The 22535-nt window shown below is 40.7% G+C and carries 22 protein-coding genes; 8 read left to right on the plus strand and 14 right to left on the minus strand.

Translation table 11 applies throughout. From position 1 onward, the window contains the following. Positions 1-194 precede the first annotated feature (194 nt). Both MTF64_RS09585 and MTF64_RS09590 read left to right on the plus strand, forming a co-directional pair. Entirely contained in the window at positions 195-1490 is a 1296-nt protein-coding gene (locus MTF64_RS09585; protein ID WP_248451234.1) for a YHYH protein, read from the plus strand. A 437-nt stretch (positions 1491-1927) separates the two neighbouring features. Then, entirely contained in the window at positions 1928-2695 is a 768-nt protein-coding gene (locus tag MTF64_RS09590) for a DUF6515 family protein (protein ID WP_121637922.1), read from the plus strand. Between the two features lie 31 nt (positions 2696-2726). On the opposite strand, the gene MTF64_RS09595 is transcribed toward MTF64_RS09590, so the two are convergent. Next, complete coding sequence (locus tag MTF64_RS09595; RefSeq protein ID WP_004588872.1) at positions 2727-3200, minus strand: VOC family protein; 474 nt, start codon at positions 3198-3200, stop codon at positions 2727-2729. Positions 3201-3370: 170 nt separating this feature from the next. On the opposite strand from MTF64_RS09595, the gene MTF64_RS09600 reads away from it, so the two are divergent. Beyond that, the gene (locus MTF64_RS09600) at positions 3371-4387 is read left to right on the plus strand and encodes a substrate-binding domain-containing protein (RefSeq protein WP_121637923.1); all 1017 of its coding nucleotides are present in this window, start codon (positions 3371-3373) and stop codon (positions 4385-4387) included. 66 nt (positions 4388-4453) lie between these two features. Here MTF64_RS09600 and MTF64_RS09605 read toward each other — a convergent pair whose 3' ends face one another. The 3 genes from MTF64_RS09605 to MTF64_RS09615 all read right to left on the minus strand — a co-directional run bounded on the left by MTF64_RS09605 (position 4454) and on the right by MTF64_RS09615 (position 8167). After that, a complete protein-coding gene (locus MTF64_RS09605) occupies positions 4454-4924 on the minus strand; it encodes a GFA family protein (protein WP_121637924.1) in 471 nt (156 codons plus the stop codon). A 106-nt stretch (positions 4925-5030) separates the two neighbouring features. Then, positions 5031-7103 (minus strand): catalase, encoded by a 2073-nt coding sequence (locus MTF64_RS09610; RefSeq protein WP_248451235.1) that lies wholly within the window; start codon positions 7101-7103, stop codon positions 5031-5033. A 230-nt stretch (positions 7104-7333) separates the two neighbouring features. Then, positions 7334-8167 (minus strand): mechanosensitive ion channel domain-containing protein, encoded by an 834-nt coding sequence (locus tag MTF64_RS09615; protein WP_004589490.1) that lies wholly within the window; start codon positions 8165-8167, stop codon positions 7334-7336. A 256-nt stretch (positions 8168-8423) separates the two neighbouring features. Here MTF64_RS09615 and MTF64_RS09620 point away from each other — a divergent pair, with 256 nt between their 5' ends. Further along, positions 8424-9203, plus strand: a complete 780-nt coding sequence (locus tag MTF64_RS09620; RefSeq protein ID WP_004589488.1) for a DUF2189 domain-containing protein — start codon at positions 8424-8426, stop codon at positions 9201-9203. A gap of 89 nt (positions 9204-9292) precedes the next feature. Here the strand turns inward: MTF64_RS09620 and MTF64_RS09625 are convergent, their stop codons facing one another. Further along, a complete protein-coding gene (locus tag MTF64_RS09625; RefSeq protein ID WP_055252763.1) occupies positions 9293-10072 on the minus strand; it encodes a nucleoside-binding protein in 780 nt (259 codons plus the stop codon). A 613-nt stretch (positions 10073-10685) separates the two neighbouring features. Here MTF64_RS09625 and dps point away from each other — a divergent pair. Continuing rightward, on the plus strand, positions 10686-11201 hold the full coding sequence (gene dps, locus MTF64_RS09630) for a DNA starvation/stationary phase protection protein Dps (RefSeq protein WP_248451236.1): 516 nt from the start codon (positions 10686-10688) through the stop codon (positions 11199-11201). 249 nt (positions 11202-11450) lie between these two features. On the opposite strand, the gene MTF64_RS09635 is transcribed toward dps, so the two are convergent. Then, on the minus strand, positions 11451-12818 hold the full coding sequence (locus MTF64_RS09635; protein ID WP_248451237.1) for an alkaline phosphatase PhoX: 1368 nt from the start codon (positions 12816-12818) through the stop codon (positions 11451-11453). A 207-nt stretch (positions 12819-13025) separates the two neighbouring features. Between MTF64_RS09635 and MTF64_RS09640 the strand changes: the two genes are divergently transcribed. Then, positions 13026-14174: a hypothetical protein gene (locus MTF64_RS09640; RefSeq protein ID WP_138578466.1), complete on the plus strand. Its 1149-nt coding sequence runs from the start codon at positions 13026-13028 to the stop codon at positions 14172-14174. Between the two features lie 66 nt (positions 14175-14240). Here the strand turns inward: MTF64_RS09640 and MTF64_RS09645 are convergent, their stop codons facing one another. From MTF64_RS09645 to MTF64_RS09660, 4 genes are all read right to left on the minus strand, one after another. Next, complete coding sequence (locus MTF64_RS09645; RefSeq protein ID WP_064386423.1) at positions 14241-14918, minus strand: glutathione S-transferase family protein; 678 nt, start codon at positions 14916-14918, stop codon at positions 14241-14243. 63 nt (positions 14919-14981) lie between these two features. Next, complete coding sequence (locus MTF64_RS09650) at positions 14982-15623, minus strand: hypothetical protein (protein ID WP_248451238.1); 642 nt, start codon at positions 15621-15623, stop codon at positions 14982-14984. Between the two features lie 15 nt (positions 15624-15638). Beyond that, positions 15639-16448 carry an NERD domain-containing protein gene (locus MTF64_RS09655; protein WP_248451239.1) on the minus strand — a complete coding sequence of 270 codons (810 nt, stop codon included), beginning with the start codon at positions 16446-16448 and terminating at the stop codon, positions 15639-15641. Between the two features lie 118 nt (positions 16449-16566). Next, a complete protein-coding gene (locus MTF64_RS09660) occupies positions 16567-17157 on the minus strand; it encodes an ACP phosphodiesterase (protein ID WP_055252899.1) in 591 nt (196 codons plus the stop codon). Positions 17158-17468: 311 nt separating this feature from the next. Between MTF64_RS09660 and MTF64_RS09665 the strand changes: the two genes are divergently transcribed. After that, positions 17469-18797: a sodium:glutamate symporter gene (locus MTF64_RS09665; RefSeq protein ID WP_248451240.1), complete on the plus strand. Its 1329-nt coding sequence runs from the start codon at positions 17469-17471 to the stop codon at positions 18795-18797. Between the two features lie 78 nt (positions 18798-18875). Here the strand turns inward: MTF64_RS09665 and MTF64_RS09670 are convergent, their stop codons facing one another. After that, the gene (locus MTF64_RS09670) at positions 18876-19109 is read right to left on the minus strand and encodes a ChaB family protein (protein ID WP_121637933.1); all 234 of its coding nucleotides are present in this window, start codon (positions 19107-19109) and stop codon (positions 18876-18878) included. Positions 19110-19123: 14 nt separating this feature from the next. Next, positions 19124-19693 (minus strand): superoxide dismutase family protein, encoded by a 570-nt coding sequence (gene sodC, locus MTF64_RS09675; protein ID WP_096740151.1) that lies wholly within the window; start codon positions 19691-19693, stop codon positions 19124-19126. A gap of 507 nt (positions 19694-20200) precedes the next feature. Between sodC and MTF64_RS09680 the strand changes: the two genes are divergently transcribed. Beyond that, a complete protein-coding gene (locus tag MTF64_RS09680) occupies positions 20201-20446 on the plus strand; it encodes a DUF4235 domain-containing protein (RefSeq protein WP_248451241.1) in 246 nt (81 codons plus the stop codon). 89 nt (positions 20447-20535) lie between these two features. On the opposite strand, the gene MTF64_RS09685 is transcribed toward MTF64_RS09680, so the two are convergent. Together MTF64_RS09685 and MTF64_RS09690 are read right to left on the minus strand one after the other, a co-directional pair. Then, positions 20536-21030, minus strand: coding sequence for a hypothetical protein (locus MTF64_RS09685; RefSeq protein WP_004587586.1), 495 nt, complete (start codon positions 21028-21030; stop codon positions 20536-20538). Between the two features lie 212 nt (positions 21031-21242). Then, the gene (locus MTF64_RS09690) at positions 21243-22475 is read right to left on the minus strand and encodes a cytochrome C (protein WP_248451242.1); all 1233 of its coding nucleotides are present in this window, start codon (positions 22473-22475) and stop codon (positions 21243-21245) included. Positions 22476-22535: the final 60 nt, after the last annotated feature.

Here is a 22535-nt window from a genome sequence, read left to right on the forward strand (position 1 = left end):
GCTAACTTGTACTTTTATACTTCGTATTTAATCGTGTAAGTTTATTAAATAACTTAATAACAACTCCCAATAATGTTAATTAAAAGCTAGCCATGCATCTCAAACATATCAATAACTCTTTTAAAACTTTCATTTTATTTGCACAATTTATTGCCATACTAAAACCTACGTATATAAATCGTTTTGGGGTAAGTATGAGAACAATTAAACGAAGTCGTTTAAAAGCGCCTAGCGTTAACACTACAAAGACTAAGCTCGCATTTTTCCTGCTTAGTGCCACGGTACTTTTAACTGCATGTGGCGAGCAGATAAAAAGCGAAAGTACACCTGCCTCCCCAGAAGCTAAAAGCGCTAAAAACACGCTTATTAATACCGATGAATTTAATATTAAAGCCATGGTAAAGCTGCCACAAACTGTAGAGTGTACGCTTGAAAACGGCCTACAAACTCAGTGTGCTCAAGTGGTTTTAAAATATCAGCCCGACAACATTGAAGTCGGCCCTTTTTGCCCAGAAACACTCGACGACGTAGGCGGAATTTGGGATTGGGATGGCACCGATGCGGGGCTATATAGGTTAGATAAAGCATTTTTAACCATGCTTAACGAGCAAGGTTTTACCTTTTACGATGAAGACGGCAAAGTGCATATTGTTGATAACGCGACCATTCGCCCAACCGTTGATCATGCATGTATTAATGTATCGGTAGATAAAAGCGTAGAAATTACCGCCCTTTTACCACTGCACCCTGTTATGTCTGAGCAATCAACAGCGCTGGGCACTGTGTCTAAAGTAGGTATAGCGCTTGCGGGTGTACCTATTTTTTCGGATGCGCCAAGTGTGCAGCATACAGGGCATTTACCCGCGCTTGATACGTGCGCAGGTCATATTGATCCGGGCGGTTGGTACCACTACCACGGCACCGCCAGTGATATAGACAGCGTATATAAACACGAACATGTAAACGCCAACTGTAATAATTTAGCGCAAAAGCCAAGCGCCCTGTTTGGTTATGGCTTTGATGGCTACCCAATTTACGGAAGCCAAGAAATTGATGGTACATCCCCAACCGAGCTTGATAGCTGTAATGGCCACACAGGCCCCGTGGGTGAAAGCGGCATAGTTACTTACCACTACCATGCAAGTAATACATTCCCTAACTTACCTAAGTGCTTAAAAGGCGTGGTTGCACAAAATAATTTTACGACCACAGCACAAGCGGGTGTAGGGGCCAAGCCACCTGAAGGCACTAAAATCACTCGCCATGAACCACCTGGTGGAGGCGGTCCAAAAGCGGGTGGCCCTAACGGCGGCATGTCGCCACCGGGGTTTGCTGAGGCAGCTAACAAACTAGGCGTTAGCGAAGAAGCGCTTATGCAAGCAATGCAAGAAGCCGGCGGCCCTAATGCCGATTTAACGGTTGTAGCAAAGGCACTTAACGTAACACCGGAGCAACTAAAAACAGCCCTACCTGAAAAACCTAAACGGTAATTAACCTAAACTCTGGTTAGAGATTTACTAACATATTGAACCATAATGATATTTAAGTTTATTTTCTCTAGCCAGAGATTTTCAGTGAAAATAAGGTAAATTTACGCGTCAATAGCTTGCCTATTGCGAGTAATTTAAACGCGGTTAGCACTGAAAATAGCTGCTCGAGATAGATTTATTATCCAATAATTCAGGCTAATTATAAATTACGGCTAGTGTTAAAAGCACTTGCTGTAACAATTAGTTACGCAACTTATAGCCTATAAAAGTTCCTAAAATCGTCAAAAATGTGAGAAAACGTTGGCTTGTGTCAAGAACAGTAAACGTTAGTAAAAAGCTGTAAACACGCCCCTGTTATCGGTTACATGTCAGTTACCATTCAGTTTAAAGCGCTAGTATTGAACCCAGTTATGTAACAACATACACGAGGCACTAGTATGAAACTGACTCAATTACTCCCTGCTCTACTTGCCATAAGTGCAGTATCTGGCGCTGCATATGCAGCACCCAATGAGCGAGAAAACGCAAAAAGTTTTAATAATGAGCGCGCAAAACGCATCGAATACAAACGAGATGAGCGCCGCGATGACAAAAAACAGCGTATAGAATATAAAAAAAACGACCGTAAAGAGCGCAAACAAGCCAAACGCGAGCACCGCAAAGAGCAAAAGCGCAAAGTTGCCCATTACAAACAGCAGCAACGCACTCGTAATTATTTTAAACATAATCGCCACAACGTAGTGACCTACCGGCCTGGGCATTATTTTAATCATTTACCGCGCAATAGTGCTTCAATCAGATTTAATGGCATTACGTTTACATTTAGTGATGGTATTTACTACAGAAAAGCAAAAAGAGGCTACCACGTAGTTAAGCCACCTAGAGGCTTAAGAATACGCTCTCTACCAAGGCATTATTCACACTTTAAACGCCATAATACCACTTACTATACCTACCAAAATGTATATTACGTGGCAGATAATAATGGTTATAGAGTAGTTGATGAGCCTAAAATAGTGGTTAATCAGGCTATTAAGGTAGGCAGTGCTAAAAATTATGATTTAGGGCAAACCTACGACACCCTCCCTATTTCGGCAGAGGCTGTCACGATTAACGATCAACAATATTTTAAGTACCAAGATATTTATTTTTTACCGCAAATAAACGGTGACGAAATAAAATATTTAGCGATAAATTTAGGGTAAACAATTTAGCTCAAACGCAGGGCAAGCTGCTTTATGCATCTTGCTCTTTTGACATTAAGTCGGCCATTCTTTGGTTAATTTCTTGCTCACTTAAATCTTCTTTATGGGTGCCTATGGTCCAAATATGCCCGAATGGGTCTTGTAGGGTGCCGGCTCTATCACCATAAAACTGGTCGTGCACTGGGCGTACTTCTGTAGCGCCAAGTTCAATTGCCTTTTTAAATACGCTGTCTACATCTTCTACGTAAAGCATTAAACTTACCGGTGTGCCACCAAGTGCATTGGGGCTTTTAAATGACTCATCCGGGCATGAGTCCGAAATCATAATATGGGAGTCGCCAATTATAATTTCAGCATGAGCTATACCGCCCTCTGGCAGCGGCATTTGCATTACTAACTGCGCATTAAATGCATCACGATAAAAACAAATAGCTTGCTGAGCACCTTCTATAATTAAGTACGGTGTTACCGAACTAAACCCTTTGGGAATTGCTGAAACAGTCATAACGCTCTCCATTATTTTTTATGGGTGTATGTATTTAGCCTATAGGTTAAAAACACTTCTTTCAACGTGTTAACTCATTTAAGTCACTATAATTAAATTAGCCAATTTGTGGTCAATAACTATACTAGCTGTAATATATATCTTACTTTTATTTGCTTAGGACTTTTATAATGTTAGCTAAAATTAGCCTAGCCGCTAAAAAGTATAAAGTTCTGAAGTATTTAGTTTTAAGCTGGTGTGCTTTATTTGCCCACCAAAGCGTGGCTAAAGTTGTGATTGCCATTGTAGGTAAAACAAAAAACGACTCTTTTTATCAGCAAGCCTTTAAAGGTTGTTTGCAATTTAGCAATGAGCACCCTGAAATAGAATGCAAGTACGATGGACCAAAAGACTTTCAAGACATTCGTAGCCAATCTATGGTCATTAATAGGTTAGTTGACCAAGAAATAGATGGGTTAATTGTAGCAACAACCGACTCTCAGCATTTGGTCACTCGTTCATTAATGGCGCTTAAAAGTAAAAACATTCCTGTTATAACGTTTGATTCTGACCTGCTAGAAAAACACCAACAGTACCGCCTAGCCTACGTAGGCAGTAACAACTTCGACTTTGGCGTTGCCTTAGGCGAGCAAGTAAAAAAACTGACCAACAAAGCAAATAATACGCTTTGCATGCAGTCGGGGCACCATACAACCCCTAATTTAAACAAGCGTATTGCTGGGGTTAGGTACGCGCTGTCTGATCAAGCGACAGCGCACCTATCAGGTAAAAACGGCTGGCGCGAACATAGTCGCTGCCCCTTATTTAGTTTAGGTAAGCGCGAAGAGTCACTAAAGCAGTTAATGCATTTATTAAAAATGGACAACCCACCCATTTTTTTAGCTGTGGCGGGGTTTGCACAATTTAACCCTCATTACGTAAATGCCTTAGCGCCTTTTAAGCAACGTATTGCCGATAAAGACATTATTATTGTTTCTGCCGATACAGAAGAAATACAGCTCAATGTGTTAAGCAGGGGTCTCTCTTCGGCTAACATAGGGCAAAACCCTTTTGAAATGGGCCGCTTGAGCACCAAGCTAATGCACGACTACATTTTATATAATAAAAAGCCTGCGCAATCTCACTACTACACCGACTTTCATTACTGTACCCAAAGTAACGCCTCACAGTGCACTGTTAATCATTAAAACTTTACCCTGTTAACTGTGGGTTATGCCCTCTTAAGTACGATGCAGTGCACTTTAGCCAGCGTATTATTGCTCTAAGTTTAAGCGTTGGTGCCACGCTGCAATGCTTTCATCGGGGTATTCATCAAACTGTTTATCATTCTTTTGAATATGCGGTGTGACCCAATTGGCCTTACTAGCAAGCATTAAATGGGTGCGCTCTGGCGGTACGGGTAATTCGCTGTCTATTGCGCCAGCAAAGGGATGAACTTGCTCAGGCCATCGCGAATCATATAACCACAAGTTACTGCTGCAGTGTTTACAAAAATGGCGCTCAGCAGGGCTGGTTTTATCACCCACTTTGGCATGATAAATAGTAATATGTTCACGCCCTGTAACCTCAAGCGTGCTGTATTGTGCGTTCAAGTTTATAACAAACCCTCCACTGCCGGCCGTTTTACGACAAATAGAGCAGTAACATAAGTTATAAGGATAAGGGTGTTTAGAGCTCACACTAAACGTTACTTTGCCACAGTGGCAAGCGCCTTTAAGCTTCATAATAAATCCAATTAGTTACTGTTTAGAGTTAATACCATAACCAGTTAGCCATAAAAAAACCACACCCTTTACAGGGTGTGGTTATTATTTGCTAAAGCGTTTTGTTCTAACGCTGCCAAAATCTTAAATTGCGCAATGTTTCAATAAATTTATCTGCAGAGTGCATGTTTAAATCTATCCAACCATCGTCGGCTTTACCATCAAGCCCTGCGGCTTCAAATAATGCCATGGCATCTTTTGTGTAGCCTATGTATTTCATGTGCGCGAACGCATCGCTCACAAAGTCTTTTGCCTCAGGAATACCAGCAAGCTTCTTAGCGCCCTCTTGCGTTGCAAGTACCATCACCGCATCGTAAAGCACCGAAGGGCCGCCATTAATTACTTGATCCGCTGCTACATGCTTACCTTTACTACAACATGCACCACCTACTTGTGCGGCCACAATTTCGTAGTTAGCACCTTCAGCGTCTAAGGCATTTGTAACCGAATTAAAAATATCAGCATTAAAGCCATCGCTCACTAAAATACCTAACTTACGACCTTTAAAGGTATCTGGCGCATTTTTTAAAATACTTAGCGCATCCGATACAGCTAAATCGTTACGCGTTGGCATAGCAGCTTCAGCCGGCTCTGGCATATCTTGCAGGCGCAGGCCTTTTGCAACTTCTTGCGCTAATGTGTTATCTACATTTAATAAGTGCGAAACCACACGCTCGCGAATCGGCACATGCTCTACTTTTGAAAGCTCAAATACAAACGCATATTGGATGTGCGCTTGCTCTACTTCTGTTTGGCTTAAGTAAAATTGGCGCGCTTGGCTGTAGTGATCGCTAAATGTTTCTGAGCGATAACGCAGCTTATCTCCACCGCTTACTTCTGGCTCGCTTGAGCTTTTAAAGCCATGCACTGGGCATTCGCGGGGGTTATGCTCATCGCCGCTCCACGAGTTTGGCTCGTAGTTAGCACGCCCTTTAGGGTTATGCATTGCCATGTGGCCATCTTGTTGAAAATGACGCATTGGGCATTTAGGCGCATTAACCGGAATATGCGTAAAGTTAGGACCGCCTAGGCGTTTGGTTTGAGTATCTAAATACGAAAAGTTTCGCCCTTGCAGTAATGGGTCAGGTGTAAAATCAAGCCCAGGTACAATGTTTTGAGTACAAAAAGCCACTTGCTCTGTTTCGGCAAAAAAGTTATCAACTACACGGTCAAGCACCATGCGGCCCACAATTTTTACGGGTACTTGCTCTTCAGGTATAAGCTTGGTGGCATCAAAAACATCAAATTCAAATTCATCAGCAAATTGCTGATCAAACACTTGTACACCTAGCTCCCACTCTGGGAAGTCGCCTTTACCAATAGATTCCCACATGTCTCTGCGATGAAAATCAGGGTCTGCGCCATTAAGTTTAAGTGCTTCGTTCCACACTACTGACTGCATACCGGCTTTTGGTTTCCAATGAAACTTAACAAATTTTTCATCGCCATTTGCATTAATAAATTTAAAGGTATGAACACCAAAGCCTTCCATAAAGCGTAAAGAGCGCGGTATGGCTCTATCTGACATGGCCCACATAATCATATGAATTGACTCAGGCGATAAACTTACAAAGTCCCAAAAGTTATCGTGCGCGGTTTGCGCTTGTGGAAAACCACGGTCTGGTTCAGCCTTAGCTGAGTGAATTAAATCAGGAAACTTCATCGCATCTTGAATAAAAAATACAGGTATGTTGTTACCCACTAAATCCCAGTTTCCTTCTTGGGTGTAAAATTTAACAGCAAACCCGCGAACATCACGTGCTAAATCGGGAGACCCTTTATTCCCTGCAACAGTTGAGAACCGTGCAAATACCGGTGTTTTTTCACCTTTGCGCTGAAAAATATCAGCACAGGTTAAATCTTCAAGCGTGTCGTAGGTTTCAAAATAACCATGAGCACCGTAGCCTCTGGCATGTACCACACGCTCTGGAATGCGTTCGTGATCAAAGTGAAACAGCTTTTCGCGCATTACATGATCTTCTAATAAACCTGGGCCGCGCTTGCCTGCACGTAGTGAGTTTTGATCGTCGCTAACAGGGCACCCTTGCGCGGTGGTCATCGTTGGGTATTCATCAGAAGCCTTTTGATGTAATTCGCCACCATGCCCTTTATTGCCTGAGTATTTAAATGATTCAGCCATGTTTAGTCCTTCATACAATTTGATTTAATGGGTCGATAGTTTTTATGAGCTTTAAAACTAAAAGCGACTATGTAAATGCAAAATAAAGACCAGCCATCCAACCTAGTAAAAAAGGGCTGTACAGACAAAAAAGTAGTATTTAAGGTAATTTATAAAAGAAAAAATTACACAGGTATGTAACTTTTTCAGACAAAAAAAGAGCACTTATAAAGTGCTCTTAGGCTTAAGCCTTAATCTTTATTCTCGTTAACTAAAATAACTTTTCGATGTGGGAATGGTATTTCGATATTGTTTTCATCAAGGGCTTTTTTAATCAGCTCTGGCACCGTGTATAAAATTTCGAAGTAGTGCTCGCCTTTACAAAAAGGTCTTACTAAAAAGTCTACCGAGCTGTTGTTTAGTGTTTCTACTTCAACAAAAGGAGCTGGGTCTTTTAGTATGTGTGGGTGAGCCTCAAGCACGCTATCAATAACTTTGCGAACAGCGTCGGTGTTTTCATCGTATGCCACACCAAAGTGCATATCTACGCCGCGAATAGGATGATGCGAGTGATTAATAATTTGCGCTCCCCAAATTTGGCTATTTGGGATAATAACTTGCTGATTATCGAACGTTTGCAAAATAGTTGTAAACATATCAACCTCGGTAACTTTACCAAAGCGCCCTGCGGCTTCAATAAAGTCGTTTACTTTGTAAGGTCTAAATATAAGTAACATTACACCTGCAGCTAAGTTAGACATAGCACCTTGCAGCGCTAACCCAATAGCTAAACCTGCCGCACCTAATAGCGCAATTATTGAAGCTGTTTGCACACCAAAGCGGTTTAACACGGCAATAAATACAAACGCTAAAATAACATAGCGCGCCATACTTCCTAAAAAGCGAAACAGCGTGTCATCAAAGTGAGTATATTTATGGCATAAACTAATAATCATATTACGCACTTTACCCGCAAGCCATAAGCCTATTAGTAATATAACAATTGCCATTAGAATATTTGTTGCCCACATTACTGCTGCCGGCAAATACTGATTTACATCAATATTATTTATTATCTCGTCCATTTTATTGTTCCTGTTAGACTGGTTGTAAATATAAAATCACATCAAACACTTAATGTTAACTTTTTATTAACTAAATTACGAATTTTTACTTATTCGCTGTATTTGCCTTTCATTTTTATCACCAATAACAGTTACAAAAACAAATCAGTACATAAATTGACCGAAAATATTTTTTATTGCGTATATATTGTTCAATTTGTAAATAAAGCCAATGTGTTCTAAACCTTTAAGAGACACCTTGTTAAGGAGCGTTGTTATGCCAACAACAAATACGATTAATAAACACTCTGAATTTGCCCGCTGCATTGAATGCAATAAGGTAAACACATTTGCGGCTTTTCACTGGCTAGCACTGGCATTTAAAGACATGACCCGTGCGCCCATATTGAGCCTTATTTACGGGGTAATATTTACCCTTATTCCTGTTGCTATTGTTTACTGGGCAATGTTTACAGGTACATATTTAGTAATACTGCCTGCAACCGTGGCGTTTGCATTAATAGGCCCAGCCTTTGCGGCAGGCCTTTATGATGTAGCATGGGAGCTTGAAAAAGGTCATAAACCCACACTTAGCCACTCTATAAAGTCGATGTTTAGAAACCCAGTAGGCGAATGGGGCTTTGCAATAATGCTAATGGTTATCATGATTGCTTGGATGCGTTTAGCCGCGCTTGTGCATGCTTTGTATCCTAGCCACGCCAATCCCACCTTTGAAGAGTTATCGGCGTTTTTAACGTTAGGCAGCATAATAGGAGGGGTATTACTGGTGACTGTATTTTCGCTTTCTGCTTTTGCTCCACAAATAATGATGGAGCGCCGAGTAGATATTATGACCGCTGTAATCAGCTCTATGAACGCTGTAAAAACTAACTTTGCCGCTATGGTGGTATGGTCAATTTGTATATTTTTATTGGTAGCTGTTGGTTTTGCTACCGGCGCCACGGGCTTTATTGTAATTATGCCTTTGCTTAGTTACGCCAGTTGGCATGCTTATATTGCAGTTATTAAAACCAAAAAACCTCGCGGTTACGAGTAACAACCAACCACTTAAAGTTCCAACCACACTGACTAAAAATAGCGCCAAAAGGCGCTATTTTTTTATTAACCTAGCAAAGCAAGCTTTGCTTAAAATACCCAAATAGCATGTAAAAAGGGCTGGTTTTCTATTTTATTAGTCCCTAACTTGTTGTACCAATAGCGCCACTCTACCCCTACCATCAACTGCTGCGGGTTTAAATTAAAGTTTTGCCCTACATCCCAATGCACAGCGGGTTGAGCAAGCAACCACTCATTAACTTTATTGCCTAGTTCGTCATCACGCCCAGAAATATATTCTACGTGGCCGGTAAAATAAAATGCTTGGCTAGCTAGTGTAAAAGGAGCACCCCATGCAAGGTCTATAAAAATGCTGTTGTCTTGCTTGGCTAGCTGATCTTTTTGCACGCCGCCATTGGCATCAATATAACCTGCAAATGTAGTTGTTAAAAAATCAAAGCCTGGGGCATCCCAGCTGAGCTTGATGCCTGGGGTGTATTTCATTAACCCCTCTTCACCGGCGTTTATACCAAACACTAAACCTGTGTCTTTTATTGCACCATAACGCACAGAGGTATCAAAGGCTTTTGATAAGCTAAGTGTTGTGTACCACTCGCCATATATACCCGTATCTTGAAAACCATCACTAAGGCTGTCGTTTAAAAAGTCGATAAAAAAGTAGTTATCACCTAAGTCATGCTCTGAGGCATGCTCTATGGTGTAGGTGCGTGTAAATGACGACTCCCCGGTAAAGGGATTTAAGGCATCGCCAAAATTTGTGTGAAGCTGTGTGACGCTCCAATTTTCTGCTAGTGCTGAGTGAGACAAAAGCAGTATAGATGTTGTAAACAGTGTTTTTAAAAAATTCATGATTTATTTACATAACCCCAATTAAAATGCGGCAGGAGTATATCAGTGAGCATTCACCAACTAAAGAGATTAAATAAGTACAAAGGCTGATTTTTAAAATCTAAGCAGTAAAGCCCAGTAGCGCGGCTTTAAAAGAGCTGCGTTAGCCCTGTATAAAACACCTGAATTAATCATTACGCAGGTAATAAATAAGCGCCTTTATATTTTATATACCCTTGCTTAGCTTATTTACTGGGTTTTATTTAGAGGTTGTAGCACGTGCAATATTAAGGTGAGCTTTTAAAGGCAATTTAATAACGGCGTGAATTGTAAGGCTAGATACTTTAGGTAGCTGTATTACACAGACTATGCTTTACTAAAACATAAACAAATTTCAACTCTTTCGATAAACAGCCACAGCTTTTTTACTACTGTGCACAATTTACAAAAATAAGTGCATAAAATTCATATTCTACGCCTCTCCCTTTTTAACCCTACGTACCCAAGTAAAAACAAAACATTAAATATCAACAACTTAAACAAATAAACTTGGTAGGCATAGGCTTTGCTTCATGTATTGCAAGTTAAATGGTAGCAATGGCTACATACAACAAATTACACAACGGGAGACATTATGAGTAACTCACAACACCCAATTGAATTTACAGCCCCAGGTATGGATAACGAATCAGCAAAAAAAACAATTGAAACACTCGATAACCGACTCGTAGCGCTTTTAGACTTACAACTTACTTTAAAGCATATTCACTGGAATGTAGTAGGCCCAAGCTTTATTGGTGTGCATGAAATGTTAGACCCACAAGTCGATGCTATTCGCGAAATGACCGACACCATCGCAGAGCGTATTGCTACATTAGGTGGTACGCCACAAGGTACACCTAAGTCAATTGTAGATCGCCGCACATGGGAAGAATACTCATTAGGTAAAGCCTTTGTAGTAGAACATTTAGGTGCATTAGACAAAGTATACAGTGGCGTAAACGCCGACCACCGCAAAGCCATTAGCACGCTGTCTGAATTAGACCCAGTATCAGAGGATATGATCACCAGCCAGCTAGGTGACTTAGAGCAGTTTCAATGGTTTGTACGTGCACACATTGAATCGTCTGCAGGTAAACTAAATCATTAATTTATTACCCACTTTGCCATACAAGGAATGTTAATAAGAGTTAAAGGACTAATAAAGATACAAGGAGACGTTACATAAGTAGGTACAGGATGAAGTGCAAACTACAAGGACCCGTTGCTTATTACATAAAGGATGTAGTAAATGCACCAAGGATGATTAAAGCTTGCTAACGGATTTGGTAATTCTACAAGGATTGTTAAAATGCAAACGCTTAGCATACCTATACTAAGCGTTTGTATTTTTACCACTTTAAAGCTTAAAACTATCCCAAGGACCAGTAATAGCCAACGTTTTAGTTGGCATGTATACGTTTACAAACAAGGTTTGCCCGTCAGGTGAAAAACACGCCCCAGCAAGCTCTGTTTGCGCATGCAATTTAGCAAAGTTATACACCTCTCCTTTAGGTGTTACCCCGCGTAAATGGTTATTCACCGTGTCTGTGTATTGATCCTCACATACAATTAAATGCCCGTTAGGCGCTACCGTTAAATTATCACCAAAGTTGTATAACGACTCGTTTGTACTTTCTACAAATAGTTGTATTTTACCAGGCTCATTTTGCTCTAACTCAGTGCCTTCGTTTTTTGAAGGTGTGTACTTCATTACCTGACCTAACTGCTTTTTGCCCCCATTAGTACAGCAAAAATAAAGCTCATTTTTACCCCAATGTATTCCCTCTCCTCGTGCAAATAAGGCTGCACCTTTTTTATAACCTTGCTTACGTAGGTCATCATTTGGGCTTTTAGGGTCTGTGAGCGTTATCCATTCAACTAAAAGGTCGCTGTGTAGTGGCATGGCCGGTGAATCCCAATTTCGGCTATCAAACTGAGGCTGGTTTTTAATTACCATAGCTTGCAATGTGCCGCCTTTATTTAACTTATCGCGATGATGAGGAATAAACCGATAAAACAAACTATCGCCTCTATCTTCAGTTAAATAAACAATACCAGTTTGTGGGTCTATTGCTGCGGCTTCATGATTAAAGCGGCCCATATCATATAATGGCTCTGGCTTAACTAAGCCTTTGGCGCTGGCTGGTACTTCAAAAATGTAACCGTGAGATTGAGACAAGCCATCACTTTTATCCATAACGGTTTCTTCGCAGGTTAGCCAACTGCCCCATGGCGTTACACCACCTGAGCAGTTTCTTATTGTGCCACACAGCGATAAATACTCTTGCTCTCGTTTTTGCTCTTTTAAGTTATAAATAATATGGCTAGTACCCCCAGGCAAAGCTACACCATTTTTAAATGAATCATAGGCTAAGGGGGTTTTGTGATTACTAATTAAATCAGATGCATTATTAATGTGTTTAGGCTGTAACTCATGGTTACGTATAAGGGCTACGCGTTCGTTATCTAATGCAATACAACCCATGCCATCGGCACGGTCGGGTACGTCTAAACCATCATCCATTTTATCGCCAAGTGCCGATATAACCCGATAACTAAAGCCTTTAGGTAAATCTAATAAGGCCTGAGGGTCGGCTATTAATGGGCCATAAGCAGGTAACTTTGTTGTTACTTCAGGTAAAGCAACGTTACCCATTGCGCTGCGCGATAAGCCAATAAACGCAAGCGAGCCTGCACTTAATAAAAACTCTCTTCTAGAAACCATTATTTTATTCCCGTGTTTTTTTATTAAATCTATAGTAAAGGAAATAACCCGCTAGAAGTGCGGCGCTTTGCTAAATTCATAAAAATGTAATAATGTAACATTCCATCCGTACCAGATATCAGTTAATTCAACTTTAAATAATTGCCCTCACTGTTTAATAGTAGGATAGTAAGTTACTCAAATAACAACGGCTTAATTAGGAGTATCATGATCAAAGTATTACTAGCAACCAGCTTAATTGCCTCTTCATTCGCAGCTTTAAGTAATCCACTCACCGTTGAAGAACAACGCATCAGCAAGGCACAAACAGCTATGCCCACTGTGTTAAACGCCTTTAATAAAGAAGTAACCACCTTTGAGCAACAGTTTAAAGCGCTCAATAACTTTAAAGAGGCAAAGCAGCTCATTCAAACCTATAGTTTTGAGCTGTGGGAAAGCGCTAAGCAACGCATTATTAAAACTAACAATTACGACGACCGAGCACTTTACTGGGCGCGCTTGCTTTCAAGCAAAATAATACGTACAACCGCAGCTAACGTTGAGCTATCTGACGCGCAAATAAATACGCTGCTAAGCATGCTTGAAGAGGGCAGCCGAGGCCGCACCGATTTAGCTTTTTCATCAGGCAGTGATAAAAAAATTATACTTACCGGATTTGACCCTTTTTTACTCGACAAAAATATCAACCAAAGTAACCCATCTGGGGTCGCCGCATTGTTACTCGACGGCCAAGTTATTAATTACAATGGCGTTAGCGCCGAAATTAACACGGTTATGGTACCAGTACGCTACGAAGACTTTGACCAAGGTATAATAGAATCACTCCTTGCCCCCTACTACGCACTTAATAACGTCGACATGGTTGTAACGGTTAGCATGGGCAGAACCGAGTTTGATTTAGAGCACTTTCCTGGTAAACGCCGCAGCGTAACCGCGCCAGATAACGCCAATATTGTCTACGGTGGTACGCAAACAAGCCCTGTTATACCCAAGCTAAATGGCCGCCCACTACCTGGTAATGAGTTTGTAAAATTTAGCCTACCAGTAAGCGCCATGCAAAACGCCAAAGGCCCATATAAAGTAATCGACAACCGCGAAGTAACTACACTTAATAAAACCTTTAAAGCCGGCTCATACGGCGCGCTTAAAAACAGTGTTGCGGTAAATGGCGGCGGGGGTGGTTATTTGTCTAACGAAATATCGTATCGTAGTATTCGCCTGCGTGACGCGCTAAATTCGAGCATTCCTACTGGGCATATCCATACCCCGCGTATTCAACAATTTGAACCCGAAACAGAAGCCAACATAGTTAAACAAATTAAAGCAATGCTCACGCAAAGCTTAGTGGCATTATAATAAAGCTAAGCAATTAATATGCATAAAAAAAGGGCAATATTAATTGCCCTTTTTTACTTTTTCGCGTTAGCTCTTCGGGTAGTTAGATGGGAAAAACGCACGTTTAGCTTCTTCATCAAACTCTTTTTTAAAGGCGACATCGGTGCCAATTTTGCGTGCACGCGCAACCGCTGGGCGGCTATCAATGCTTTCAAACCAACGTTTTAAATTAGGGTATGGCGCTAGGCCTTCTTCACCAAGTACTACTGGCGCTTTATCAATCCAACCCCAAGCAGATACATCAGCAATAGTGTATTCATCACCCACTATAAAGTCGCGACCTTCAAGGTGTGCATCAAGCACTTCGTAATGGCGCTGCGCCTCACGCAAGTAGCGGTTAACGGCGTAATCAAGCCCTTCAGGCGCCATGTGTCTAAAGTGTACGCTTTGCCCCGAATACGGCCCAAGGCCCGATGCTATAAACATTAACCATGAAAGCATTTCGGCGCGATTCTCTGGCTTACCTGCTAACTTACCGTGTTTTTCACTTAGGTACATTAATATAGCGTTCGAATCAAACACACGGGTTTCACCATCAACAATGGCTGGTGCTTTTGCATTAGGATTGATGGCTTTAAACTCAGGCGTATGTTGCTCACCTTTTAAGGTATCAAGTGGCACAAGTTCAAACGGTAGGCCTGTTTCTTCTAAAAACAAAGCAACCTTCATTGGGTTAGGTGTATGGTGAAAATAAAATTTGATCATAAAACGCTCCTAAAAGTAGTAGCTACAATTAAACCACAACTTGAGCAGTCGTTCAAAAAATAGTTAGCTAAAGTACTTAACCAAACAGCTCACTTGTATTAACCCTACACCAATATAAGCAAATATAAAGCGTGCTTCTTCTTGTGCCTTTTTAATAAATGCCACGGCAAAAGTAACTACAATAATAATTACACTTAATGCTAAGCCATATAAAAAAGAGCCACAAAAGTGAGGTAAAACAGCAAGTAAACACGCAATAATTACTGCGCCATAAAAAGCTACAAGCATACGAACGTTAAACAATATCCCAAGCAATGCAGTTATAAGCGCGGACGCATATAAAATTACAACCTCCCTAGGCCATTCGTAACTTAGTGGATGTTTAAAATTAAAGCTTGTAGAGTTTAAACTAGTAACCGCAGAAGAAGTCGCGTGTATAAAAATACTAACTAATAAAGCGCCGATAAAAAATGCAGCAAATGCCGAAACAGCACCGCCGCCTGTATACCCTGCCTTCTCTTTTTCTATCACTATAACCACAACACTCAATGCCGCACTAAGCTGAAACCATTGCCAGTAATCGTTACTAAAAAGGGGGATTGCTGCAAAGCCAATAACGGGAACTAATATTTTGGCTTCTTCGTTTTTGTGTAATAAATAAAAAGCCATAATAGCTATATAAAACAGTGCCGTTACACCGGGCATAAAATCTACTTCCTTTTAAATTTCAACACTATTTCTACATTTAGGGAATGCACTACAGCCAAAGAACGTATTTCCTATATTAGTACCTTTCTTTGCTTTACGTAGTACCATTTTCTCACCGCAACGTGAGCATATCTGAGTTTCTGAGCGTTCTTTTTTTGGCGCCTGCTTATGTTCAATAATTGTTTTTACATGGCTTACATGTTGGCGATTTGTTTTAAAACTTGGCTTTAATTTTCCGCTTTCAATTGTATTTACTATATCGTTTTTAGTATTAGCACTAAGTACTCGCTCGGTTTTACTTTTAATGTACTCAATACTGCCGCGTGCAAACCTAACATTTTCAGGTAGTTTAGTTTTAAATGTGCTGTCGCCAATAAAAATAATAACCGAAAATAATGCGTGACTGTTTATGTTTAAACACGACTCAAGTGTTTTTAAATGCTTGTAGTTTTGATGCAGTGGGTTTTGAAATTTTGATGAGTGTTTAAAAATTCTTTGTGTCCACATTTTTTGATTCGCTGAACCAAAAATCCAACCTTTCATGTTTTTAGTTTCCACCACAAACACACCAAACTCAGACACAATAATATGATCAATTTGCGTAGTACCATTTTCGATGCCGTTTTCAAAAGTAGGCAGCGTCACATTTTTAATTAACGTGTAATCTGCCTTATTTAAAAACAGTTTAATTAGCACATTAACTTGCCACTCTCCCATCGCTCCTTTAAACCAAGGTGTTTTAAAAACCCCAATACAAACAAACAGCGGTATAAAGTACCAAAGTTGGCCTAATAGCGTGACCAAAATCGTAGAAAAATCCATATTTAGTTAATCCTTTAAGCTATACAAATGGCAATAATAGAGCCGCGAAATTTAAAAAATAAACTAGCTGTACACGTAATAATGCACGTTCAATATTAAACACATTTAAGCATTGTTTTTAATACGCCCTTTCTAAGGCATGTTCATTAACATGTTCAATTAACTCAGGGAAAAATGCTAAAAATACCGCTTCTAACTCATGGTAGTTTTGCGCTATATCCTCAGCGGAACCTGCAAAGTTATTAGTAAAACGAATGCGTTTGGCTATGTTATCAAGCGCAAGCCCTACCCCTTCTATAGTTTCGTATTCTTTAAACCAATCGTTTGTAGTCATGCTGGTTACAACGTGCTGCATGCGCGGTGGCATAACCGCTATGCGCTCATTTAAAAGTGCGTAGCTGCTGCGTTTAAAATCATTTAAAGGGTGTTTGTTAAATTGCTGCCAATGCCTAATTAAAAAGTGATCAAACAGCACGTCAATCGCTACGCCTGCAAAGCGCTTTCGCTCGGGCGAAAAGTACTGTTTAGTGGTTTTTACTAAAGCGTGTGAGTCGGTAAATTTATCCACTAAGTAATGGTTTTCTAGTGCACTTTTAACGCTATTGGGCAGGTATTCTGCGTGCCTGCGTCCACCAAAATCACCTAATAAATTGCCAAAGTGTGAATCGGCTGTAGGCTTTGCTAAGTAAAGGTGAGCTAAATAATTCAACGTAATCCCAATGGGTTTAGACAAACTTAATTTTGCCAAATAGTAACGCACATTTAAGCGAAACTCACACGAGTGTTTAGCGCGCTCCCTGTGTAATTACCTAACACTTTAGTTTGAAAATCATACAAACACTCTGTAAAGCCGTTGCACTCAATTCAGCATTAAATATTTAAAATAGAATTATCAATAACTTAAAATTTAAAAATCGCTGGAATATATATTGCTACTTAGCGTATTTAGCACTCAAACATGTATAGCTCTTTTTATTAGTGAGTAGTTTAAAGGAGCATAAAACATAGGTTAAATCAGTTATGGATATAGCTATATTTTTTAAGTCGTTACTATTACTGGCCTTTTTTTTAACGCTAGGTAATTTAATTAAGTACACATTTTTAAGGGGCTTAATTGTGCCTTCATCGTTAATTGCTGGCGTATTGGCTCTTTTATTAGGGCCACAATTACTTGGTGAGCATATTAATTTGTCGCTCCAAGGCACTAATTTATGGATAGATGAAAAGGTCACAAGCATATGGAAGGAGTTACCTGGGTATTTAATTGTAGTGGTGTTTGCAGGTTTATTTTTAGGTAAAAAAATACCTACAATTAAACAATCGCTAAATCAAAGCCTACCCAATTTAAGCTTTGGCTACAGCATTGCCATAGGCCAATATGTGGTGGGTATGATCACGGCATTATTAGTACTTACCCCTTTATTTGATACCAACGAAGTTGCCGGCGCACTCATTGCGGTGGGATTTCAGGGCGGGCATGGCACCGTAGCTGGCTTGCAATCCACTTTTGAAAGTATCGATTTTGCAAAAGGCATGGACTTGGGGTTAGGTATAGCAACAATAGGCCTTATAAGCGCCATCGTATTAGGGACTATTATGTCTAATCGCACCGATGGGGGCGACCAAGAACTTGAAATTAGCCACGACGAAAAAGTAGAGGTAAAAGACCGCCCGTTTGGCCTGCACTTTGCTATTTTAGGCACGGTTGTTATTGTTGCTTGGCTTATTCTTAGTGGCTTACAAGTAGCCGAAAAAAGCCTTTTTGCCGATTCATCGGTAAAAATACTTGAGTACATGCCTTTATTCCCCATTGCGATGATGGTGGGTTTAGTGGTGCAAATAGTGCTTAATAAATCAGGCATGGGTAACTTAATTAGTCACTATCAAATAAATCTGCTTTCTAACCTCTCCCTCGATTTACTAATAATTGCCGCACTGGGTGCACTTAACTTATCGGTACTTGCTAAATATTGGCAAAGTATTTTAATTTTAGGCGCGGTGGGGGTTGCCTATAGCGCAGCTATTTACTTTTTCTTTGGTGGGTGGTTTTTCCCAAAAGATTGGAAAGTGAGAGGAATTGGCGAGCTTGGGCAATCTATGGGCACTACGGCGGTTGGGCTGTTAATGCTAAAACAGGCTACCTCAAACCCAAGCGAGCATATTCGCCCCTTTAGTTACAAACAACCACTTTATGAGCCCGTGGTTGGCGGCGGTATTGTTACTGCCCTTGCTCTCCCTGCCATTGCTAATTTTGGGCCGTGGGCATTTACTATTATTATGGCGGTTATATTAGCCTGTGTAGTGGGTGGTTTTGCCTTTTATAAACGCCGCAAACACAAAAGCGAGTAGCCTAATTGCGCTATAAAAAAGCCGCTACAACTTTTGTAGCGGCTTTTTTATGCATTGGTTTTTTACTTGTACCAGTAACTAATTATTCGACTTAACCCAATTTCCATTATCATTTTTACTGTAGCTATTTTTAACCGCAGACCAAGCCACTTTATGCGCTGTGGTTTCGCGGTCGTCGTCGTTTTTTCTATCGCTTGGGTCCTCGTAGGTATCCCACGCGCTATTAAACGCCTCTTGATATATCTCTTGGGCATGTTTAGGTAAGTTACTTTTTACCGAATCCGGTAACTCGTTTGTGTTTTGATAAGGCATAAATAATCTCCGTATTACTTAATTACGCCGCACGCAACACGTTTACCACCACCACCTAATTTCTTGGGTTCGTCGGCATAATTGTCGCCCCCTTTGTGGATCATCACTGCGTGTTGTTTAAGCTGCTCAAGCTTGAGCCTTGGCGCTAAAACAGGCGATTTAGCTTCGCCGCGCTCATTTACAAATAACGCAGGTAAATCCCCTAGGTGGCCATTACTCCACGGTTCATCGTGGTGTTTAGCGCTGTTAGGGTCAAAGTGCCCACCAGCAGCTCCGGCCGGTACAACTTTACCGTTTTTTTGCTTTGGCTCGCAGCTAGCATATTGATGAACATGAAAGCCATGCTGCCCAGGCGTTAAGCCTTTAAGCGCAGGGGTAAATACCACCCCGTGCTCATTTTCTGTCAGTGTAACGGTGCCAAGTAGCTCACCTTGCCCCGACTTACTTACAGCATGCATATCAACATCTACATTCGCCAATGCGCTATTTTGTAGCATTGCAGCGGTAAATAATATGGCGCAAGCTGGTTTAAAAATACGTGTTACGCTTTTTTTAGCGGTTGAATCAAAGTGTAAACAATTCATCGTGCTCTCCTTATGTAGTATCTGTTTTGTAAATAACGCGACTGCTCAGTTATTAGGTACAATCTCTATACCAAGCTCACTGTAGGCAAAAGATTTCACCTGTGCTAAACGTAACGCATTGATTAAAAATAAAATAAACAAAGCTAGATAATTAACCACTACACATACTTAAAATTTACTGCGTGTTTTTGCTTAAACGCTATACAAAAACTGGTACAAATTTACAAAAGAAATGACAACTTTACAGGCTTAACACGCTCACCCGCCTAATACTAAGTACCGCTCAAAACGGGTAAAAAAACAGCTTAAACACTCAATAGTGCATTTACGAATACCGCGCTAAGCCAATAGCACAGCGTGTTTAATCAAAATACGCGCCTATGCAAACGATAAAATAAACCATGCTCACCACGCCTGCTGCGCTATCGGTATACTAATTGCTGAACATACTAGTGTTATTAAACGGGTTATAGATGACCCTATCGCTATTAAACAATCGAGGGAATTATGAGTAACAAGCAACTAATTAAAACACTAGGTATAGGCCTAGCCGCCGCATCAGCTGGCATGCTAACCAGAAAAAGTTTACAAAAATCGTGGGAAAAGGTAACCAACGAGCCCGCCCCAAAAGACAAGCCGAACGAGCATACAGATCTTAAAGAAGCCGTTACATGGGCGGTGGTATCTGGCATTGGTGCAGGCGTGGCAAGAATGGCCGTACATTATGTGCTCGACAAACGTAAATCTAAGTAAGCCAATAGCTACTCAAGTACAACGTAAAAAAAGCATAAAAAAAGGTGAAACTAAGTTTCACCTTTTTTATTACTTTAAACTAATTAGCTTTACGCGGTAGACACACTACTCGCGCCTGCATTTTTAAGTATTTCTTCAATCGCGCTTTTGTTATCGCTGTCGTACTTAACACCAATTAATATAGAGCCTTTTTCAATGGCGTCTTCGTAAAATTTAACTTCGTGCTCAGGAATAAACGCCCCAATAGCAGCGCCTAAACTTCCGCCAACGGCAGCACCAGCGCCGCCCGCTGCAAATGCAGCCACTAATGGGCCTGCTACTAATAAACCTGTACCACCGGTTGCCACGGTACCTACGGCAGTAAAACCGCCAACAATTGCAGCTATAATACCACCAGACGCTGCACCAACAATGCCGCCTTCAGCCGCTTTGGTTCCTTCGTCTAAGGCAAAGTCTTCCTTTGCGTATGAGTCATTGGCAACAATACTTATATCAGCTTCATTAATACCTAATGCTTCTAATCTATAAATAGCCAGTGTTGCTTGTGATGCGCTTTCAAATAACCCAGTAATAACCGTGCTCATAATAACTCCTTTATTTATTTAAAAAATACAGCTATTACTAAGCAAAACCTAAACCACTTAATTTATTACTATTAATCAATAAGTTAAATCACAAACCCAAACTACTGCTTTCATTTACACAGTAAATATTGCTAACCGTTGTAAAAAACTCCTACCACATAAATAAATACACTAACGCTTAGCGCTTTTATATAACGCGTTAATAAACTCAATTACTTAGACCACGTAATTTCGGCTAATTGATTAGTAGCCGTTTGATGAATAATTAAGCCGTTATTGCCCACACGCATGTGCCTAATTAAGCCAGAATAAACCCCTTCTTTACTGGGAATTTGCCAGCTTTGCATGGTTTGAGTTTTTAAATCAAACCTAACCAGCGTTTCGGGGCGCTTAGCCGACTCATTAAACCAAATAGCATTATCGGCATATTCAATGGCATATGGGTGGCTGTTTTCGCCGCTGGGGTTATCCCACTGCGTTATTTTACCGTTTTTGGGGTTATAGCGGCCAAGTTTACCCATACCAGAGTTTACATAAAACACCATATCATCAGGCGTAATAGCAAGGCGCCTAGTATGTGTTTTAGCACCTGGGAGTTTTATTTCGCTAAGCTCCATGGTGTTTTTATCAACTTTAACCAAACAGTTACTGCCATTACACGACACCCACGGCGTCCCACTAGAATCAAGCTTTATACCATAAGGCCGCGAGCCTTTAGTGGGTAAAGTAGCCAGCTTAATATCGCCGCTTTTAGGGTTTAGCCTGCCAATCATGTTGCTGTGCTGCAGGGTAAACCAAAATATACCCGCATCATCAAATACGCCTGTATGTGGGTCACGGGCGTTTTTATCAGGCATTTTATACACTTTAAATTTTTCGGTTTTTAAATCTAAATACCCAACCGTGCCATTTTTATTACCTAAAAACCAAGGGGTTTGGTTTTTATCAAGCGATACACTGTGCGCATACGTACCACTTGGCAAAGTGTACTCTTTCATTTCACCGGTTTCAGGGTTTAATCTACCTAAAATATTGCCCCACTGGCCAACCCACCAAATAAGCCCGTTTTCACCTTGCACAGGGTCGCGAGCGCGTTGCCCAAGCGTAGGCACTTGCCAGTATTTAAAGCTAAGTTTTAAATCGCCTTTAACCACCGTTGACTCGCGCTTAGTGTTAACAGGGTAATGCTTAGCCAAATACGCGCTAATATCTTTACTAAGCGCAGTACCCTCGCCTGTATTTACCATATAGCTTATAAGTGTTTGCCAATCCGCTTGGCTATAACCCGCACTGCGCTCAAGGTTGTTTAAACTATGGCAACTAGCACAAAGCTGCTCAACTAATACCCCAGGCTCATTACTCAATACAGGTAACGGCGCAGCTAAAACCCCTAGCGCAGCCATTGCCACAACGTGTTTATTAAATAAAAATCGATTTTTACGCATAACGCCCTCCCTTGTTTTTAATATTAAAGCATAGGGCGAAAGTGTTTACTATATGAGCAC

The organism is Pseudoalteromonas sp. 2CM41L, assembly GCF_023161905.1.
Lineage (GTDB): Bacteria > Pseudomonadota > Gammaproteobacteria > Enterobacterales > Alteromonadaceae > Pseudoalteromonas > Pseudoalteromonas atlantica.